This is a genomic window from Sporosarcina ureilytica (assembly GCF_001753205.1).
In the GTDB taxonomy this organism is placed as follows: domain Bacteria; phylum Bacillota; class Bacilli; order Bacillales_A; family Planococcaceae; genus Sporosarcina; species Sporosarcina ureilytica.
Map to the genome: position 1 here is coordinate 2,099,272 of NZ_CP017560.1, position 18,633 is coordinate 2,117,904.

The following is an 18,633-nucleotide window of genomic DNA, read 5'->3' on the forward strand; positions in this document are numbered from 1 at the left end:
CGTGGAGGAAAAATCTTTTTCGGGATATTTAACAAACAAATTAATGATTATTATTACGATAATCCCATTTATAAGTTGGCTTATAACTTTTATTACTACTAACTCACTGTTCAAATCATTAACCGTTCTTTTCGCGTTTTCCTCAGTAATATTATTAATTTCTCTTTATAAAAAATTCGTAGAGCATAACAAATTAGTTAAATCTCATAAAGGCCTTAACGAGGAACACCAAGCTTTGTTAGACGGGAAAAAGGAAATTGAAAGAAGTTTTAATTTGCAATCCAAAGAATACCAGGAAAATATAGCAGAGTTGAATCTACACAAGCAAGTAACCCATGTAGTTAAGACCTTGGTAAAAGCAGATAATCCCAAAACCCAGGAAGGTAAAGATCTAATCAACCTTCTAAGAGCATCTACTGAAAATATCATAGGAGACGGTGATAAAGATGGACTTTAAAGTAGTAAAAATTGTTGATGAATATTTAATAGTTGTTGATTACGGCTTAAAACATGACGCCTCAGAAGGTGATATTCTTGAAGTAATAAAAATTGGAGAAGAAGTTGTAGACCCAGATACCTCTGATAGTTTGGGAACTTTAGACATTATTAAAGCGAGAGTGAAGGTGAAAAACGCATATGAACATATGTCATTATGTATTAGTAACGAGAAAATTGCTTCTAATTCTTCATTAGGCAATTTTGGTTCTACTTTAGCTGCTCTTTCAGAAGGACTTTCCTCCACTCAAATAAAAGCTTTAAAGGTAAACACTAAACAAATATCCGGTGGTTATGATGAAAGCTCCGATTTAACAATCAGTGTTGGCGATTTAGTTAAGGTTAGGGAAGCTGAACTTCATAATCCAGACGACTATTTAGAGTAAAAATCTAAATTTTTACCCAAAGGTTTAAAAATTATTGAAAAGGAATTAGAAGTAAATTGCACGGCTTTTCCGGGTCGTGTTTATTTTTAATTTTTTTATAGGCACATAAAACTATGTCCTGATTAGTCTTATTATTTTTATACTACTAAGAAGAGCGAAAAATACTTAAAAATATAATTCAAATATATATGGTGTATTCTTCGTAATATTAACTGCTTATCGTTTAGTATAGAGTAATCTTTCTGTAAATTGTTTATTATGATTAATCCTATTAGAGGTGGTTTAAATGACTAGCAAAGTTTTTTTATTCGCACACACAAATAATATCATTAATGATTTTGAAACCAATAAACAAATAAATTTCGATGAAATTCTTTCTCCAACAACTCCTACTGAACTTCAATTCCCTGTAGAAGGATATGGAGATACAAAAATTACACGAGCGAACTCAGAAAAAATTGATAATATTATTGAATATGACTGTGAACATGACTTTAAGCAAAATAAAGTCGGTAAAGTTTTCAATCATTTCTTTGAATATTATTTTGTTCCAAGTTCTTTCAAAAGTTATTATATTAAAAATGATAATTTGTTCATCATAAATACTAGTACTGATCCAGCAATTGATTTTATCAATAAGTTGAACACTCAAAACGGTTCAAATATCCTAACTCAAAATGTCAACTTTGAGAAACTATTAAAGAAATTGGAAAATGTCAATGGAATATGGATTTCAGATATAAAGACCCAAAATCTAAGTGCTTCTGGATTATTTGGCGATCAAGTTGACCAGAGTACCGAGTTTGACCGAATTAAAGAAAAGGGTAAGATTTCGTACATAACATTTACAATTGAAAACATGTATCATAGATCCCTGTCAGTTGGTGTAACACAAAATTCAGCTATCATCATTTCTAATAAATTAGATAAGCCGGGAGATGGCATTGAAGTCGCGAAAAAAATATTTGATACACTTTTAAAAGACATTGTCAAATTTGAAAATCGATGAGGTCAACTAAACTTGCATATTCAATTGTGTAGATTTCTGTTCTTTTCCTATCAATCGACACTCTACCTTTCGATTCAATTTCATATTCAAAGTTGTAATAAACCAGTTCCTCATCTGTTAAACTTTCTTTAAAATCATATATATAAGAATGCGTATAATTATCATTATGATATAAAGTGAAATAATAATTTGTGTTGTTTACCTGTATTTCTTTTATCAAATTTTCATTAATTCTACTTAGTTGCTTAATCACATAACTATTCAATGTCCTATAAGAAACAGGTACGTTTGGAACTGTTAAAACTACTTTATTGTATTCATAAAAAAAGTGATATTTTCTATTATCCATAATAAAATAAACTTGTGAATCACTTACATTAATAATTTTGCTAGCATTTTGAAAAACAGGTTCAATATTCTTTAAATTGACCTCATTATCAATTGAATATTCAGCTTTAAAATCACAATCAATCGTTGGATTTTTTATCCAAAGCTTCCAGTGGATTAATCGATATTTGACTTTATTATTTATTTCTTTACTCTTTTCCAATAAATAAAGAATCCATGCAATTAAGCCTGTACCACTCGTTAATAGGAATGTACTAAAGTCTTCATTTATAAAGCTTACAATAAATGTGATTATTCCCGTAATTAATAAAGCATAGAAAATAATTTTTTTCATGTCACATCTCTCCTTACACCATATAAGAACATCAGTTCTCTGTATATTTATCGTATATCATTTTTTAAAAGACTTCAACTTAAATTTACGTTGGGAATGATTAATTACTTGAACGTAGTTAATCAACTTTATCCCTCCTTGCACCTTGTTCTTATACATATGTTCCCACAAGTAGATGTTAATATGCAATACCCTATCTTTATATGATTAAAATTACTCACCTTCTTTTCTGTGAATTTTCTTACACACGTTCCAGAACATACACTCCTAATTAATAGGGTTTAAAGTAATAGTTTATCCCCCCACTTGTAACTACCATTATATTTTATCCATGCCATAATTAGAGCGAACGTCCTGCATAGATGGCGCCTCGTATGTCCTACACTTACAGTCATTTAGAAGATTTAATACAAAAAATTTACCATGAGCTCAATATTCACAATCCAAATGAATTGACTCCCAATTCAATTGCCGAATCTCTTAATATCGGAATCTATCCAGTTATTACAAGTAGTCAAGCGCTTCAGTTTGAAGGACGCTACTATATCTTTTTAAACAATAGTTTAACAGCCTCTGAGCGCTTCGAAATGTTTGTGCATGAGCTTGGTCACATCCTCATGCATACTGGAAACCAACAGCATATGAAAGAAGATTATCGCACGTACCAGGAATGGAAAGCGAATTTATTTGCATTACATTTTTGTGTGCCTACTTTTATGTTACAAAAGCTACCAGCCTATCATTTAAACGATCATAAAATCAGCGACCTGTTTGGCGTTACATCAGACTTTGCATGTAAACGCTTGAATTTAAATCATCAAAGAATATTACAGTACCAATCTATGAAAATCTTGCAAAGGAGAACTAAAAATTATTATCGAACCTTTTATATTTAATTATGTTTCGAACCCGCTTACAAGAAAGAATTACACCAAGGCATTCAACGCGCGATATGGAGCGCGCTCTGTTGCGTGGGAACGCTTTATTGATGTGGTAGGGGTAGAAACACCCAATCACTAAAAGAAACGTATTTTGCGCTAACCAATGGGATGCCTGGGCAAGAGTATTCACTAGTCGTAGAAAATAACTCCAATGTCGTTAATTTAGAAGTAGAACGATTGAAAAGAGATAAAAAGAAGTATGAAACAGCATTAAATCGTTTAGAAGATTTATATTTATTCGGTGATTTATTCGGTGATGAAGGAATCAGTCAAAAAGATTATATTTTAAGAAACGTGACATTCAATTGAAATTAGAGGAAATCGAAGTGAGTTTGGCTGCATTGCAGCAGATAGGATTGGAGAAAACAAGTGAGCATTTATTGATAATGCACAACATTTTTTAATAACAAAAGAAATGCAACAGGCGCGTAATGTAGATCACCCTGCTTTATCTGATACGGTCGGACGTGAAGCGTTATCGGATTTGATTCATACGATAATCGATAATATTATCGTGCATGATAAACGTGTACTCTCGATAACTTTTAAAAATGGTATTACACATAACTTTGCTTACAAAACGTTATTGGATAGTAAAGCTGCTGCTCCAACTAGAATGCAATATAGATATTATGAAGATGCGGTGTTGAATCATTTAAAAGATAATGGTCCTACATCTCGTGCGGATCTACAAAAGGCTACGAACATTTCTCGTGATGGAATTTTTAAGTTGTTAGCTGAATTAATGGAGCGTCGACTTGTTAAAAGAACCGGGCAATCTACACTACGCGCTATGAATATAAAGAAAAACTCACCTGAAATCATCATTTCAAGTGAGTTTTTCCAAGAGGATGAAGCCTTGGTAAGACTGTGTTCCTACGCAATCGTAGTTTTGTTTACTATCCCACAGCCTAACGTATGAAAAGCTACAGTTGACAAGGCTGTTCACCTCTTTCATTCAAATTCATAGGAAACTGCAGACAAAAAATAGAGTGGCGCAGTTTCCGTCCTTAAAATACGTGGTCCAAGTGCAACTGGAAGAAAATTTGCTTCTAGAAATGCCTCTGCTTCGTTTCTAGATAATCCACCTTCTGGACCGAATACAATCAGAACTTTCTCATTTGGTGATAGATTTTTTATCCTATCTGCCAAACGTGGTCGTTCTCCTGTTTTAGCTTCTTCTTCATCAGCAAATAAACAAACGTCGAATTCCTGTCCTTTGGCAACTAATTGATTAATAGTAAGTGGACTTTCAATTGTCGGGATGACTGTACGATGACATTGCTCGGCTGCTTGATGTGCAATTTTTTGTAATCGTTCAATCCTTTTAACTCCCTTTTTATCGTCCCATTTCACAATCGAACGTTCTGCCTTAAACAGAATTACTTCTGAAACGCCTAGTTCTGTACCTTTTTGGACAATCAAATCGTGCTTGTCGCCTTTGGCTAACCCACACGCAATTGTGATGTGCACGGGTAGTTCATTTTCTGGAAGTGGTTCGCCTTCCTTTTTAACAATAACTTTATCATCGGTGATGTCTTTTATCGTCGCAATGAAAGCCTCTGCTTCGGCAACGACAATAATTTTTCCATCAATTGCCATCCGCATTACTTGAACGATATGTTTATAGTCCTCGCCAAATAAAACCGCTTCCCCCTCAAGGTTGAAGCCTGTTTCTAAGAAATATCGTTGCAATCTTATCACACGCCTTTTTTCTTTGCAATAAGCGCTACCCAGTCTTCCATCAAAACAGATTCGATGATTTCAAATCCTTTTTCGGTAAGATCAGCTTTCACTTCATCACGTTTTTCTTCAATAATGCCCGACACGATAAATAGTCCATCCGCTGGTAATAGATCCGCTGCATCTTGAGAGAATGACATAATGACATCCGCTAAAATATTCGCGATAATAATGTTCGGTTCAAAATCAATGGACTCAAGTAAATTGCCTTGTGCAACATGAACAGTTGCGTCTACTTTGTTTAATCGAATATTCTCTTTAGCCGCGACTACTGCTACTTCATCTAAGTCAAGTGCATAAACACTTTTCGCGCCAAGCATTGCTGCTCCAATGGAAAGTACACCCGATCCAGTTCCTACATCGACGACAGTGTTACCTTTTTGAACGTACTTTTCAAGTGCCTGCATGCACATGACTGTTGTTGGATGAGTTCCGGTACCGAATGCCATTCCCGGGTCTAACTCGACAATGAGTTCATCTGATTCGACTGGCGTATAGTCTTCCCATGTTGGGACAATTGTAAAACGGCCAGAAATTTTTACAGGATGGTAATATTGTTTCCAAGCGGTTGCCCAGTCTTCCTCATCTACTTCAGATGTTTTTATTTTATTCAACCCTACATCTAATCCGTAACGCGGAAGTTCTGCAATTGACTGTTCTATATCTTTCATCGTCTCAATCAGAAAGCTATTTACTGGTAAATAAGCTTTCACAATAACGCCTTCTGACGGAAATTTCTTTTTATCTAGTTCAAAAATCTCCCCAAAAACATTTTCACGGGGCAAATTAGGTTCGTTTGAATCCTCAATAATGACTCCGCTTGCGCCTGCTTCATGAAAAATATTCGCAACCGCTTCTGTCGCCGCATGTGTCGTATGGATAGCTATTTCCGACCATTTCAAACCGATTCAATCCTTTCAGTCGCCTTTAATTGTGCGTTTGATTTTGTCAAAGAGAGAACTTGAGTATTCTTCTGGGCTATCTCCACCAATAGCTGCAAATTGACGCATCAGTTCTTTTTGTTTTTCAGTCATTTTCTTCGGTGTCATCACTTTGACAATGACATGTTGATCTCCGATTCCACGTCCATGAACATTTTTCACGCCTTTTCCTCTTAAGCGGAATCTTGTTCCGGTTTGTGTCCCCGCAGGTATTTTCAAGTTTACATTTCCTTGAACTGTAGGTACTTCAATTTCATCACCTAAAGCTGCTTGCGGGAATGTTAGGGCTAATTCTAAATAAATATCATCGTCTTCTCGAATGAATTTCTCATGTGGTCTGACGCGGAAAACAATATACAAGTCTCCTGTTGGACCACCATTTACACCTGGTTCCCCTTGACCGGAAACGCGTAATTGCTGTCCATCATCAACGCCTTCAGGAATCGTCACTTTTATTTTCACTGACTTTTGAACAGATCCTGCGCCCCTGCATGTCGTACATTTTTCAGGAATAATTTTACCTGTTCCTGCACAGTGATGACAGGCTCTTCTATTTACCATTCTACCAAGTGGTGTATCTTGCGTTATGCTAATCTCACCTGATCCGTGACAATGGGTACATGTTTTTGGAGATGTTCCTTTTTTAGCACCCGACCCATCACATGTGCCGCAATTTTCGTCTCTAGGAATTTCAATTTCTGTTTCTTTCCCAAAAACAGCCTCCATAAAATCAATCGTCATTGTATATTGAAGGTCATTTCCTTTTCTCGGCGCATTTGGGTCTTGCCTACGTCCACCGCCGCCAAAAAAGCTACTAAATATATCTTCAAATCCAAAGCCGTCTCCGCCAAATCCACCGCCACCGAAACCTTGGTTAGGTCCTGCATGGCCAAATTGATCGTAATTTGCTTTTTTCGATTCATCACTTAGCACTTCATAGGCTTCAGTAGCTTCTTTAAATTTTTCTTCTGCGTCATCCGCTTTGTTTAAGTCAGGATGATATTTTTTGGATAATTTACGATAAGCTCTTCTTATTTCATCCTTTGTAGCGGATTTTGATAAGCCTAGAACCTCATAATAATCACGTTTACTCATTAAATTATTCACTCTCCCAAAACATTTACCTGTTGCTCATTGTACCATAATTCACATGTCTTAATGCAGTAGAACTGTACCCGATACAAACTTAAAAACGGAAAAAAAGTCAAAGCCGGAATATCGGACTTTGACTTTTCCGCCAACAAGTTGGTCAATTATTTCTTATCGTCATCTTTAACTTCTTCAAATTCTGCATCAACAATATCATCGTTTGCTCCGCCAGCATTTTCAGCACCTTCTGCTCCTTGTGCCGCTTGCGCTGCCGCCGCTGCTTGTTCATAAAGTTTTGTTGTTAACTTTTGAACGATTTCTTGAAGAGCATCTTTTTTCGTTTTAATATCCTCGAAGTCATCGGATTCAAGCGCTGTTTTTAATTCAGCAGCTGCATCTTCAATTTCTTTCTTCTCATCTTCAGATACTTGCTCGCCAAGATCTTCTACTGTTTTTTCAGCTTGGAAAACGAGTTGGTCTGCTTCGTTACGTAGGTCAGCTTGCTCTTTACGTTTCTTGTCTTCTTCAGCATGCTCTTCTGCTTCTTTCACCATGCGGTCAATATCTTCATCTGATAATGACGAGCTTGCTTGGATTGTAATGTTCTGCTCTTTTTGTGTACCTAGGTCTTTCGCTTTAACATTAACGATACCGTTTTTATCGATGTCAAATGTCACTTCGATTTGTGGTACGCCACGTGGTGCTGGTGGAATATCCGTTAATTGGAAACGACCAAGTGTTTTGTTGTCTGCCGCCATTGGACGCTCACCTTGTAGAACATGAATATCTACAGCTGGCTGATTGTCTGCTGCCGTAGAGAAGACTTCAGATTTGCTCGTTGGAATTGTCGTATTACGATCGATAAGCTTTGTGAATACGTTACCCATCGTTTCAATTCCTAGTGAAAGTGGTGTTACGTCAAGTAATACAACGTCTTTTACGTCTCCACTTAAAATTGAACCTTGAACCGCTGCACCCATTGCAACAACTTCGTCAGGGTTTACGCCTTTATAAGCTTCTTTATTCGTTTCTTTTTCAACTGCGTCTTGAACAGCTGGAATACGTGTCGAACCACCAACAAGAATTACACGGTCAATTTCAGAAGATGATAGACCTGCATCTTGAATTGCTTGACGCGTCGGAACCATTGAACGCTCTACTAAGTGATGCGTTAATTCGTCAAATTTCGCACGCGTTAAGTTCATTTCTAAGTGTAATGGTCCTGCTTCACCTGCTGTGATAAATGGTAGTGAAATTTGTGCTGATGTTACACCTGATAGGTCTTTCTTCGCTTTTTCAGCACCGTCTTTCAAACGTTGCATTGCCATTTTATCTTGTGACAAGTCAATGCCATTTTCTTTGCGGAATTCTTGTACGAGGTGCTCGATAATTGCATCGTCAAAATCGTCTCCGCCTAGCTCGTTATCTCCTGCTGTTGCAAGAACTTGGAAAACACCGTCTCCTAACTCAAGGATAGAAACGTCAAATGTTCCGCCACCTAAGTCATATACGAGAATCGTTTGGTCTTCATCTGTTTTATCAAGACCATAAGCAAGTGCTGCTGCAGTTGGCTCGTTAATAATACGCTCTACTTCAAGACCTGCAATTCTACCTGCGTCTTGTGTAGCTTGACGCTGTGCATCGCTGAAGTAAGCTGGTACTGTAATTACCGCTTTCGTTACTTTTTCGCCAAGATACTCTTCCGCATAACCTTTCATATATTGAAGGATCATTGCAGAAACTTCTTGTGGTGTATATTCTGTATCTTCAACTTTAACTTTAAAATCTGAACCCATATGACGTTTTACAGACATAATTGTGTTTGGGTTAGTAATTGCTTGACGCTTCGCAACTTCACCAACTTGACGTTCACCGTTTTTAAATGCAACAACTGATGGTGTTGTACGGTTACCTTCTGGGTTTGCAATTACTTTCGGTTCTCCGCCTTCATAAACCGCCACGACAGAGTTTGTTGTTCCCAAGTCAATTCCAATAATCTTACTCATGAATAAATTCCTCCTAAACATAATACACAATTAAATTTATGCACAATTACCTTTTACAGGGAATGTACGCCTTTAAAAAATCCTTTAGTTAACTTGTTCAAACATGAACAGTTAGCGATAGTAATAATTACTCATTTACTTTAACCATAGCTGGTCGTAGTACTCGATCTTTTAGTATATAACCTTTTTGCATTTCTTCAAGCACGACGCCCGATGGTTTTTCCTCATCCTTATCAGTCATGACTGCTTGATGAAAATTTGGATCGAATTCTTTATCAAACGCTTCAATTTCAACAAGTCCCTCAGACTTCAGCGTATCGACGAGTGAACGGTAAATCATATCGATTCCTTCCATCATTGATTTCGCTTCGTCTGTCTTCGCTTCTACTGTTAAAGCACGTTCGAAGTTATCCAAAACTGGTAGGATACTTGTTAAAACACGCTGAGATTGATACTTTTGAATCGCTTCTTTCTCTTGTGTTGAACGACGTTTAAAGTTATCGTAATCCGCGAGTACTCTAAAGTATTTATTTTCTTCTTCTTTAAGTTGTTCCTTCAGTTGAGTTAGTTCTGTTTCTTCAGAGTCGATTTCTACAGCGTTAGTTTCCTCATCTGTTTCAATCGTATCTTCTACTTCAGTTTCTTCAACTTCCGTTACTTCTTCCTCAGCAACAGTTTCTACTTCAATTTCTTCATTATGTTTCATCGTTATTTTCCCTCCCTGCCGTTCCGTTGCCAATGGTTAATCTCGCTAATTCACGAGATAAGTCATGGCTCAACAGATTTAGCAAAGTTATTACCCTTCCATAATCCATCCGTTTTGGACCAATGATGGCTATGGAACCGTTTGTCATTTCGTCAGCAGAATATGTTGCTGTAATTACACTAAAATCTGTCATTGCATTATGTTTGTTCTCGGAACCAATTTTCACAGCGATGCCAGGATGAATATTTTCGAAGATCGATGTCGCATGCGTTCCTTTCTCGATTAAATCGATAAAGGTTTTCATCTTTTCTATATCGTGGAACTCCGGCTGGTTAATCATATTTAATTTCCCACCAAAATACAAACGTTCCTCTGGCGTAATTGCAATCGCTTCTTTAAAAGAAGCATACAATTCTCCGGCGCGGTCGATATGCTTTTCCAAAATAGCTCTCGTTTCTTGGATAAGCTTTTTATGAAGATGAACTAAAGGTGTTCCGACTAGTCGTTCGTTTAAGATATTCACCATTTTCTCAATGTCCGAAGCGGAAAATCCTTTCGGAACATTAAATAATCGATTTTCAACTTGACCATTATCCATCACAATAATGGCTACTGCAGTATTTTGATCTAGCGGTACGATTGAAAAGCGTCTCACCGCATGCATCGACGAATCTGGACCAAGTAAAATCGAAGTATAATTTGTTAAATCTGAAATAATCGTCGCTGATTTTCGAATCAACTCTTCTGTTTCCATAATCTTTTGCTGAAATATAGAACTCAGTTGCTGACTATCTTCCCGGTTAAGCTTACTTTCCGTCAATAAATGATCGACATAAAATCGATATCCTTGCTCGGAAGGAATTCTCCCGGAAGATGTATGTGTTTTCTCTAAAAAGCCCATTTCTTCTAGGTCAGCCATTTCATTCCGAATCGTCGCTGGACTGAATGGCGCCTCCGGTTTTTTAGATAGTTGCCGAGACCCAACAGGTTGCGCTGATTGGATGTAATCGTCGACCGTTAATTGTAAAATGAGCAATTGTCTGTTTGTCAACATAACTATCACTCCTGTTAGCACTCTTTCAGGTTGAGTGCTAATACTAATCATAATTTAACAAATGCAATCGGTACTGTCAATTAATAGACTTCCACCTACGTAAGAAATTGTTGAAACACTTCGTTCCCTCTAAATAAACCAGTATTTGTTAATTTATACCTGTCATTAGTTTGTTCAATTAATCCTTTATTTATGAGCATCTGCAATGCATCCCCGTAAACATCTTTTAGAGCACGACCAAACTTTTCTTCAAAATGCTTTGCTGAAACACCTTCAATTTTTCTTAACCCTAAGAACATTTCCTCTTCCATCGCTTCAACTTCTGTCACTTCATGTGTGTGTAAAATTGGGCGTTTCTCTTCATCTAGGGAAGCCATATACTGTTTAATCGGGCCTATATTTGAATAGCGCTGCCCATTTATAAATCCATGCGCACCTGCTCCAATCCCCGCATATGATTCATTTTCCCAGTAAAGAAGGTTATGAACGGATTCATAGTCTGGCATTGCAAAATTACTAATTTCATATTGGTTACGACCATTCTTTTCCATATGTTTAATAAGCATTTCCAACATTTCTGCTTCCGCATCTTCACCCGGTAAAGGCAATTTCCCTTTGTTCATTAAATTGTAAAAAACGGTTTTCGGTTCAACAATTAATGAATAACCTGAATAATGTTCTAAGCCTAAGTTCGTTGCTTTGTCCAACGTATCTTGCCATTGTTCAATGGTTTGTCCAGGTAGACCATAAATAAGGTCAATACTAATATTATCAAAACCGGCTTTTCGAGCATCTTGAATCACACGCGTCGCATCATGTGCGCTATGCGTTCTTCCAATCTTCTTTAATAAATCCTCATCAAAAGATTGCACGCCAATACTTAACCGTTTAACGCCACCATTTTTCAAAACGACTAACTTTTCATATGTTAATTCATCGGGATTGGCTTCTGTCGTAAATTCTCGGAGCGAATCAACATCTACATACTTAGCAATAATTTCAAGTAACCGATGTAGTTGGCCTGCTGATAGTGATGTAGGGGTTCCGCCGCCTAGAAAAACCGTTTCAACCGCTTCGAATGAAATTTCTTCTTTTTTCATCATCGCGAACTCTTTTCCGATTGCTTCAATATATTCATCGACTGGTTGATTTTTAAAAAACACTTTATTGAAATCACAGTAATGACAAATTTGATGACAAAACGGAATATGGATATAGATCCCTTTCATACGCTGCTCTCCTTTCGTAACAGGAAAAAGGAGGCATAATCGCCCCCTTCCCATTGCTTTACTAAATTGATTACTCTTCGTCCATTTTCAATACGGCCATAAATGCTTCTTGAGGAACTTCAACGGATCCTACTTGTTTCATACGCTTTTTACCTTCTTTTTGCTTTTCAAGTAGTTTACGCTTACGAGAAATGTCTCCACCGTAACATTTTGCAAGTACGTTTTTCCCGATAGATTTAATCGTGGAACGGGCGATAATTTTTTGACCAATTGCTGCTTGGACAGGTACTTCAAATTGTTGTCTTGGGATAAGCTCACGTAACTTTTCAACAATCGCTTTTCCACGTTCGTATGAGAAGTCCCTATGGACAATAAAGCTTAATGCATCAATTTGTTCTCCATTTAATAAGATATCCATTTTGACAAGCTTCGATGCCTTATAACCAATCATTTCATAATCTAATGAAGCGTAGCCTCTTGTATTTGATTTTAACATATCAAAGAAATCAAATACGATTTCAGCTAACGGTAATTCATACACGACGTTAACTCTAGAAGATGCTAAGTAATCCATCGTAATGAAATTTCCGCGCTTTCTTTGACATAGTTCCATAACTGGTCCAACAAAGTCTTCAGGTACCATAATGGATGCTTTTACATATGGTTCTTCTACATAATCAATGAGTGGTGCATCTGGCATCATGTATGGGTTGTCCACTTTATGGTGCTCCCCGTCTGTTGTGACGACATTGTAAATAACGCTTGGTGCAGTAGTGATAAGTTCAATATTAAACTCACGTTCGATACGTTCTTGAATAATTTCCATATGGAGTAATCCTAAGAAACCGCAACGATAACCGAATCCAAGAGCTTGAGATGTTTCGGGCTCATATTCAAGTGCAGAGTCATTTAACTCTAGCTTTTCTAAGGCTTCACGTAAGTCATTATATTTGGACGTATCGATAGGATATAATCCACAGAAAACCATTGGATTCATTCTTCTATATCCAGGTAGCGCTTCTTCTGCAGGATTGTCCGCTTTTGTAATTGTATCCCCGACTTGTGTATCACCAACGTTTTTAATCGATGCTGATAAATAACCAACGTCACCAATATTCAATTCTTTCATCGGCGTTTCATGTGGTGTAAAGACACCTGTTTCAAGCACTTCAAACTCTTTTCCTGTTGCCATCATTCGAATTTTATCTCCAGGCTTTACGGACCCGTCAATCACTCGAATATAAGCAATAACCCCTCTATACTGGTCGTAGTGAGAGTCAAAAATTAACGCCTTTAATGGCGCATCAGGATCTCCTGTTGGTGCAGGCACTTTCTCTACAATTTGTTCTAAGATGTCTTCAATACCAATCCCTGCTTTTGCAGAGGCATGGACAGCTTCAGATGCATCTAGACCGATTACATCCTCCACTTCCGCTTTTACTCGCTCAGGATCTGCAGCAGGTAAGTCGATTTTGTTAATAACCGGTAAAATCTCAAGGTCGTTGTCGATTGCTAAATAGACGTTCGCAAGCGTCTGTGCTTCAATTCCTTGCGCCGCGTCGACGACCAGGATGGCACCTTCACAAGCCGCTAAACTCCTTGACACTTCGTATGTAAAGTCGACGTGTCCTGGCGTATCAATGAGGTGAAATGTATATTCTTCCCCATCTCTTGCCGTATACGTCAACTGAACCGCATTTAACTTAATCGTAATGCCACGCTCTTTTTCTAGATCCATTGAGTCTAATGTTTGCGTAGTCATTTCTCTCGCTGTTAATGTATTCGTTTGTTCCAAGATTCGGTCAGCAAGTGTAGATTTCCCATGGTCAATATGGGCAATGATAGAAAAGTTTCTAATATTTTTCTGACGCGCTAATTTCTGTTCTGAATTCATTCTGTTCACTCCTATTTCTGCTACTAGAAGTATACCAGTGAACGCCTCGTTGTTCAATTTTCTGCGTCATTTTCATTCGATAAAATTGAAGTTGCCGCTTCAGCTACGATTGCAATTGTCCGATTTAATTCATCTTCTTTGTTTTCAATGCCGCCTAATTCAATAACAAGTAAATTAGGATGTAAGTCTTGATTATATTTCCCGTCCACTCCTGGCCCACTTTTTCTAATTAGCCCACGAGTAATCCCCGGAACTCGTTTCTCCATTTCTGCCTTTAGCCTCATCGCCTTTTCCTCGTTATGCTTATGATTTGGATGTTCTAACCCAATAACGAAAGCCACTTTTGCATAGTTTTCCCCTTCATAACTGATGGTTGTTTTATCCCGACCAATCGAATCACGATGCATATCAAGTATCAAGTCATAGTCAGACTGCTCAATTTGCTGTTGTACAAAAGGACGAACTGCGTGATAAGCTTTTGAAAAAGGCATACGCTTCTTTTCAAGTTCCTGCATGTTATTTACCGGTAATATATCCGTTTCTATCCCATTTACCGCAAGTTGTGCTTGTAGTTTTTCACCAAACTTTGTAATATTTTCAGTTCGGTGCGAAACGGTTACTTTTCCACTTTTTTCTTTCGTCACTGGTTCAAACGCTTCGTGATTATGCGTAAAGTAAAGAAGTGCTTTCTTCTTCTCTTCCTGTACTTCCTCTTGAAACACATTCGAGGCATAGACAATTTTAAGTGGCTCTTTCATTAGTTTCGATGTTGCTGAAGTAGTACTGTTTGGAAGGAGATTCATTATTATTGGGAATAGAAATAGAATAAGAATAAAAGCACTCCATATTTGCAATGTTTTCTTCATGTTAAACCCCTCCGTTCCTCAACTATATGCAGCTAGAAACGGATACATGATTACTTTTTAATACTACGAACCCAATGGGATAATGAGGTAGATAAATTTTCCGCATAAAGTGCAACCCAAGCATCAACTTCCTTAGGTGAAACGAACGTTCGCAGCTCATGATTCGTTAACACTTCTTCAAAAAGCTGAACGCGTTCTTCATGCGGCCATTCTGCCCAGTCTCCAAAAATTGGTTTTAAAACGGAACGATCTACTTCTTTGTTTTCCGAACGTAGCCAAGGGGTCACTGACAAACTTGAAGATGGACTTTTTTCTTCTTCAATCTTCGATGCAATATAACTAAACATTGTATCGATCGCATCTGCGATAAGTACAGGACCATCTACAACTGTCGGTATGCCAATTGCAATCACTGGCAGACCTAATGTTTCCTCCGATACTTCTTTTCGGCTATTGCCTACACCAGAACCTGGATGGATACCAGTATCTGTTAATTGAATCGTTCGACATAACCTAGATGAATCACGAGCAGCCAGTGCATCAATAACGATAAGTAAATCCGGCTCAACTTCCGAAACAACGGCTTTAATAAAATCAGCAGTTTCCAAACCGGTTTGAATCGTTACGCCTGGTGCATAGACAAACACTTCTCCGCCGTCTTCAGTATAATATTCCGCCACAATTTCCCTTAACCTATCCATCGCTAACGGACCAACTGCATCTGGCGTAACTTCCCTATTTCCCAATCCAATAAATAAAATCTTTCCATTAGCAATAGCTTCTTTATTTTTCACAATACCGTCTAGCTTGTCTATTAACAGTTGGGATAACTGTGTGATTTCCTCACTATCATTTGGCGTTAATGAAGGCACTGTTAACGTAATATAATTTCCTTTTTTCTTCCCGATTCGTTTTTCGCCTAATTCATCTACGACAACTTCCGTTAACTTAACTCTCCCATGCGTTGATTCGTTAAATATTATTCCTTTCGATTCCTCTAGTTTATCTTTTTCACTCTCAGTTTGATGACGGACCATTTCTTCACTTTCGACAAGGAGGTCTGTCCGATAAAAATCAAATTTCTCCATAGAATCACCTCGTGCTTCAGTCTGTGCGTTGTGACTATGAAATATTCTCTAGCTGAGTAATTCAAACGCTCCATCATAATACATATATTTTTTTGTTGCATTTCTATGATTCCTTTGTTAAAATTATGCATGTTATGAAAGTGATTTCTTAAGTATGATGAAACATTTTCCCTACCTGAAATTGGAGGTGAACGATTTGCCAAACATTAAATCAGCTATTAAACGCGTAAAGCAAGGCGCAGAACGCAACGAACGTAACGCACATGCAAAAGCAACTATGCGTACTGCGATTCGTAAAGCAGAACTAGCTCTTGACAATAAAGAAGAGAACGCTTCAGTACTTCTGTCACATGCAGTGAAATTAATTGATACTGCCGCTGGAAAAGGCCTTATCCATAAAAACAATGCATCACGTCAAAAAGCACGTCTTACGAGAAAAGCGCTATAATCTAAGATATGCTGAAGGCGTCGTCGTTTAGACGACCCGGTAGCTAATCAAAAAGACCGTCCATTGAATTGCACCTATCGCACATAGCGATGATGCAAATTCATGTGACGGTCTTTTTATATGTAAACTTTTGGGTTCTATTATATATGTTGGGGTTTCAAAACAATTTGGCATAAAAATGCACGAAGTCACCTAAATCTTTTACACTTTAATTGTCGAGAAAAAAGTAAGGGATAGGTACCCGTGAAAATGAATTTTAACATGAAGATCCCTGGATTAAAAGATGTAATTATTGAGATAACCGAGGAAGTTGGGGAGAATTTTTAGAAGGAATTAATAATAAAACAAAAGTAATGAAGAGGAACGCATATGGTTTAAGACGCTTTGATCATGCGAGAGCAAAGGTTTAATAAAATATAAAGCAATTGGCACTCATTTAGTAGGGTCATGAACAAAGTATAAAAGAATGTTATCTGTTGATTGGAGCGCAAGGTGGCGACTCGGGCGGGAGTAGCAGGGAAAAAGGTAGTTCACTTTTTCCTAGGTGAGACCCTGGACGGAGCGAAGCGAAGGAAGCGGCTCACCGCACGCCCCGCCGAACGCGTCCACCTGGAGCGGAAATCAACTTGTCAAAGTATAAATCATAAAAATAGGGTGACGTGCAAAACACATCACCCCAACATTTGACATAGAACCCTTTTTTGTAATTTAACATTCAACGACGTTGCTGGAGCGAATCCATAAAAAACAATTCTAGCAAACGTTCACGTTTCCCACTGGTTGTTTTTAATTTATAATCAATATCTGCCAATTGCTTCAATATTTGTAGCAATCGACTTTCATTCGGTATCCGCCTATTTTCCAACATTAATTTCACACGATACGGATGGACGTGTAGCGCTTTTGCAATTTGTTGCTGTTGATACCCCTTTTTTCGTAATGATTGCACATGAATCATTAAACGAATTTGTCCCGCAATTAGCGATGTTAACATAATCGGTTCTTCTCCGCTTCTTAATAAATCATGGTAGATAGAGACCGTCTTCGGAATATTACTTGCTACATAAGCGTCCGTTAGTCGAAATACATCCATTTCCGGTGTTCGCGGTACAAGCATCTCGATTAAATCATTCGTAATTTCACCATTTTCACCAAGGTAGGTTGCCATTTTACGAATTTCTGTTGCGAGAGATAACAAATTATCTCCAACTGTATTCATTAACGTTTGAGCCGCAGCGGATGAAATATGTGACCCATTTGTTTTTGCTTCGTGTTGAATCCATGTTAGAAGATCTTTCCCTTCCAGTCGATTCGCTTCGATGACCGTTGACAGGTCTCTCATTTTTTTAGTAATTCGTTTACGACCATCCAACTTTTCATAAGGCGCAATAAACACAACCGTAGCTGTTGGAGATGGATTTTCTAACCATTGTTCTAACACTGTTAAATTATGATCTACTTCTGCTCTTTTTTTATCTTGCCCACTTAAAAACACCGCATGGTTGGCGATAATTAACTTATGGTCTTGTAAAAATGGCAATGTATCCGCTTCTTCAATGACAGCTTCTACTGGTGTCTCTTCCAAATCAAACCGCACGACAGATGCATCATCGATTTCAGGTAATGCCTTTTTTAACCGTTCAATCGTAGCATCAAATATGTGATGTTCAACACCCGTTAGTAAATATACAGCGTCCACTTTACCGGATGCGATTTTTTTCCATATAGCATTTGGCATTTTTTCACCTCAACTCTTTACCCTTTTATTATACCTTAAAATGAAAAGACTGTATGAACAATTTGTGTCATTTCTCTCGAACGCAAGAGATATAGACGATTTGTATAGATTTTTATAATCCAATCGCTTATACTTAGATTGGATATATAGGAGGTGTAGCAATGAACGAGTTCGAACATGATGTACAATCAAAACGCAATGATTTTGTAGATTCTGGTGTAGGATTTGTTGTAGCATTTGGATTTTTCTCCAGTATATTTATTATTGCTACAGTAATCGACTTCATTGCAAGCTAACCAAATCGTTGAATCGGTCATT

20 protein-coding genes and 1 pseudogene are annotated in these 18,633 nt (G+C 37.5%); 9 read left to right on the plus strand and 12 right to left on the minus strand.

The window, feature by feature from the left end:
• Position 1: 1 nt before the first annotated feature.
• From BI350_RS10375 to BI350_RS10385, 3 genes are all read left to right on the plus strand, one after another.
• Positions 2–457: a hypothetical protein gene (locus BI350_RS10375; RefSeq protein ID WP_075528047.1), complete on the plus strand. Its 456-nt coding sequence runs from the start codon at positions 2–4 to the stop codon at positions 455–457.
• Positions 447–881 carry a hypothetical protein gene (locus tag BI350_RS10380; RefSeq protein WP_075528048.1) on the plus strand — a complete coding sequence of 145 codons (435 nt, stop codon included), beginning with the start codon at positions 447–449 and terminating at the stop codon, positions 879–881. Before BI350_RS10375 ends, BI350_RS10380 begins: the two co-directional genes overlap by 11 nt.
• A 286-nt stretch (positions 882–1,167) precedes the next feature.
• Positions 1,168–1,890: a hypothetical protein gene (locus BI350_RS10385; RefSeq protein WP_075528049.1), complete on the plus strand. Its 723-nt coding sequence runs from the start codon at positions 1,168–1,170 to the stop codon at positions 1,888–1,890.
• Here the strand turns inward: BI350_RS10385 and BI350_RS10390 are convergent.
• The gene (locus BI350_RS10390) at positions 1,871–2,572 is read right to left on the minus strand and encodes a hypothetical protein (protein ID WP_075528050.1); all 702 of its coding nucleotides are present in this window, start codon (positions 2,570–2,572) and stop codon (positions 1,871–1,873) included. The genes BI350_RS10385 and BI350_RS10390 overlap by 20 nt on opposite strands.
• Before the next feature lie 374 nt (positions 2,573–2,946).
• Here BI350_RS10390 and BI350_RS10395 point away from each other — a divergent pair, with 374 nt between their 5' ends.
• The 3 genes from BI350_RS10395 to BI350_RS10405 all read left to right on the plus strand — a co-directional run bounded on the left by BI350_RS10395 (position 2,947) and on the right by BI350_RS10405 (position 4,435).
• Complete coding sequence (locus BI350_RS10395; RefSeq protein WP_075528051.1) at positions 2,947–3,468, plus strand: ImmA/IrrE family metallo-endopeptidase; 522 nt, start codon at positions 2,947–2,949, stop codon at positions 3,466–3,468.
• A 222-nt stretch (positions 3,469–3,690) separates the two neighbouring features.
• Positions 3,691–3,822 carry a hypothetical protein gene (locus BI350_RS17310; protein ID WP_281181722.1) on the plus strand — a complete coding sequence of 44 codons (132 nt, stop codon included), beginning with the start codon at positions 3,691–3,693 and terminating at the stop codon, positions 3,820–3,822.
• A gap of 106 nt (positions 3,823–3,928) precedes the next feature.
• On the plus strand, positions 3,929–4,435 hold the full coding sequence (locus BI350_RS10405; RefSeq protein WP_075528053.1) for a MarR family transcriptional regulator: 507 nt from the start codon (positions 3,929–3,931) through the stop codon (positions 4,433–4,435).
• Positions 4,436–4,467: 32 nt separating this feature from the next.
• Here BI350_RS10405 and BI350_RS10410 read toward each other — a convergent pair whose 3' ends face one another.
• From BI350_RS10410 to gpr, 10 genes are all read right to left on the minus strand, one after another.
• Entirely contained in the window at positions 4,468–5,208 is a 741-nt protein-coding gene (locus BI350_RS10410) for a 16S rRNA (uracil(1498)-N(3))-methyltransferase (protein ID WP_075528054.1), read from the minus strand.
• A gap of 5 nt (positions 5,209–5,213) precedes the next feature.
• Positions 5,214–6,158, minus strand: coding sequence for a 50S ribosomal protein L11 methyltransferase (prmA, locus tag BI350_RS10415; protein WP_075528055.1), 945 nt, complete (start codon positions 6,156–6,158; stop codon positions 5,214–5,216).
• Between the two features lie 15 nt (positions 6,159–6,173).
• Positions 6,174–7,292 (minus strand): molecular chaperone DnaJ, encoded by a 1,119-nt coding sequence (dnaJ, locus tag BI350_RS10420; protein ID WP_075528056.1) that lies wholly within the window; start codon positions 7,290–7,292, stop codon positions 6,174–6,176.
• A 158-nt stretch (positions 7,293–7,450) separates the two neighbouring features.
• Positions 7,451–9,292 (minus strand): molecular chaperone DnaK, encoded by a 1,842-nt coding sequence (gene dnaK, locus BI350_RS10425; RefSeq protein ID WP_075528057.1) that lies wholly within the window; start codon positions 9,290–9,292, stop codon positions 7,451–7,453.
• Positions 9,293–9,419: 127 nt separating this feature from the next.
• A complete protein-coding gene (gene grpE, locus BI350_RS10430) occupies positions 9,420–9,998 on the minus strand; it encodes a nucleotide exchange factor GrpE (RefSeq protein WP_075528058.1) in 579 nt (192 codons plus the stop codon).
• On the minus strand, positions 9,988–11,052 hold the full coding sequence (gene hrcA, locus BI350_RS10435) for a heat-inducible transcriptional repressor HrcA (protein ID WP_075528059.1): 1,065 nt from the start codon (positions 11,050–11,052) through the stop codon (positions 9,988–9,990). The genes grpE and hrcA overlap by 11 nt, the downstream gene beginning before the upstream one ends.
• 95 nt (positions 11,053–11,147) lie before the next feature.
• Positions 11,148–12,281: a radical SAM family heme chaperone HemW gene (hemW, locus tag BI350_RS10440; protein ID WP_075528060.1), complete on the minus strand. Its 1,134-nt coding sequence runs from the start codon at positions 12,279–12,281 to the stop codon at positions 11,148–11,150.
• 70 nt (positions 12,282–12,351) lie between these two features.
• Positions 12,352–14,175 carry a translation elongation factor 4 gene (gene lepA / locus BI350_RS10445; RefSeq protein WP_075528061.1) on the minus strand — a complete coding sequence of 608 codons (1,824 nt, stop codon included), beginning with the start codon at positions 14,173–14,175 and terminating at the stop codon, positions 12,352–12,354.
• A gap of 53 nt (positions 14,176–14,228) precedes the next feature.
• Positions 14,229–15,041, minus strand: a complete 813-nt coding sequence (spoIIP, locus tag BI350_RS10450; RefSeq protein WP_075528062.1) for a stage II sporulation protein P — start codon at positions 15,039–15,041, stop codon at positions 14,229–14,231.
• Positions 15,042–15,091: 50 nt separating this feature from the next.
• On the minus strand, positions 15,092–16,129 hold the full coding sequence (gene gpr, locus BI350_RS10455) for a GPR endopeptidase (protein WP_075528063.1): 1,038 nt from the start codon (positions 16,127–16,129) through the stop codon (positions 15,092–15,094).
• Positions 16,130–16,325: 196 nt separating this feature from the next.
• Between gpr and rpsT the strand changes: the two genes are divergently transcribed.
• Both rpsT and BI350_RS17440 read left to right on the plus strand, forming a co-directional pair.
• The gene (gene rpsT / locus BI350_RS10460; protein WP_075528064.1) at positions 16,326–16,577 is read left to right on the plus strand and encodes a 30S ribosomal protein S20; all 252 of its coding nucleotides are present in this window, start codon (positions 16,326–16,328) and stop codon (positions 16,575–16,577) included.
• Positions 16,578–16,897: 320 nt separating this feature from the next.
• A pseudogene (locus BI350_RS17440) lies at positions 16,898–17,028 on the plus strand (transposase); the annotation flags it as partial.
• Positions 17,029–17,292: 264 nt separating this feature from the next.
• Here the strand turns inward: BI350_RS17440 and holA are convergent.
• Entirely contained in the window at positions 17,293–18,315 is a 1,023-nt protein-coding gene (holA, locus tag BI350_RS10465) for a DNA polymerase III subunit delta (RefSeq protein WP_075528065.1), read from the minus strand.
• A 161-nt stretch (positions 18,316–18,476) separates the two neighbouring features.
• On the opposite strand from holA, the gene BI350_RS10470 reads away from it, so the two are divergent.
• A complete protein-coding gene (locus BI350_RS10470) occupies positions 18,477–18,611 on the plus strand; it encodes a YqzM family protein (protein ID WP_075528066.1) in 135 nt (44 codons plus the stop codon).
• Positions 18,612–18,633 lie beyond the last annotated feature (22 nt).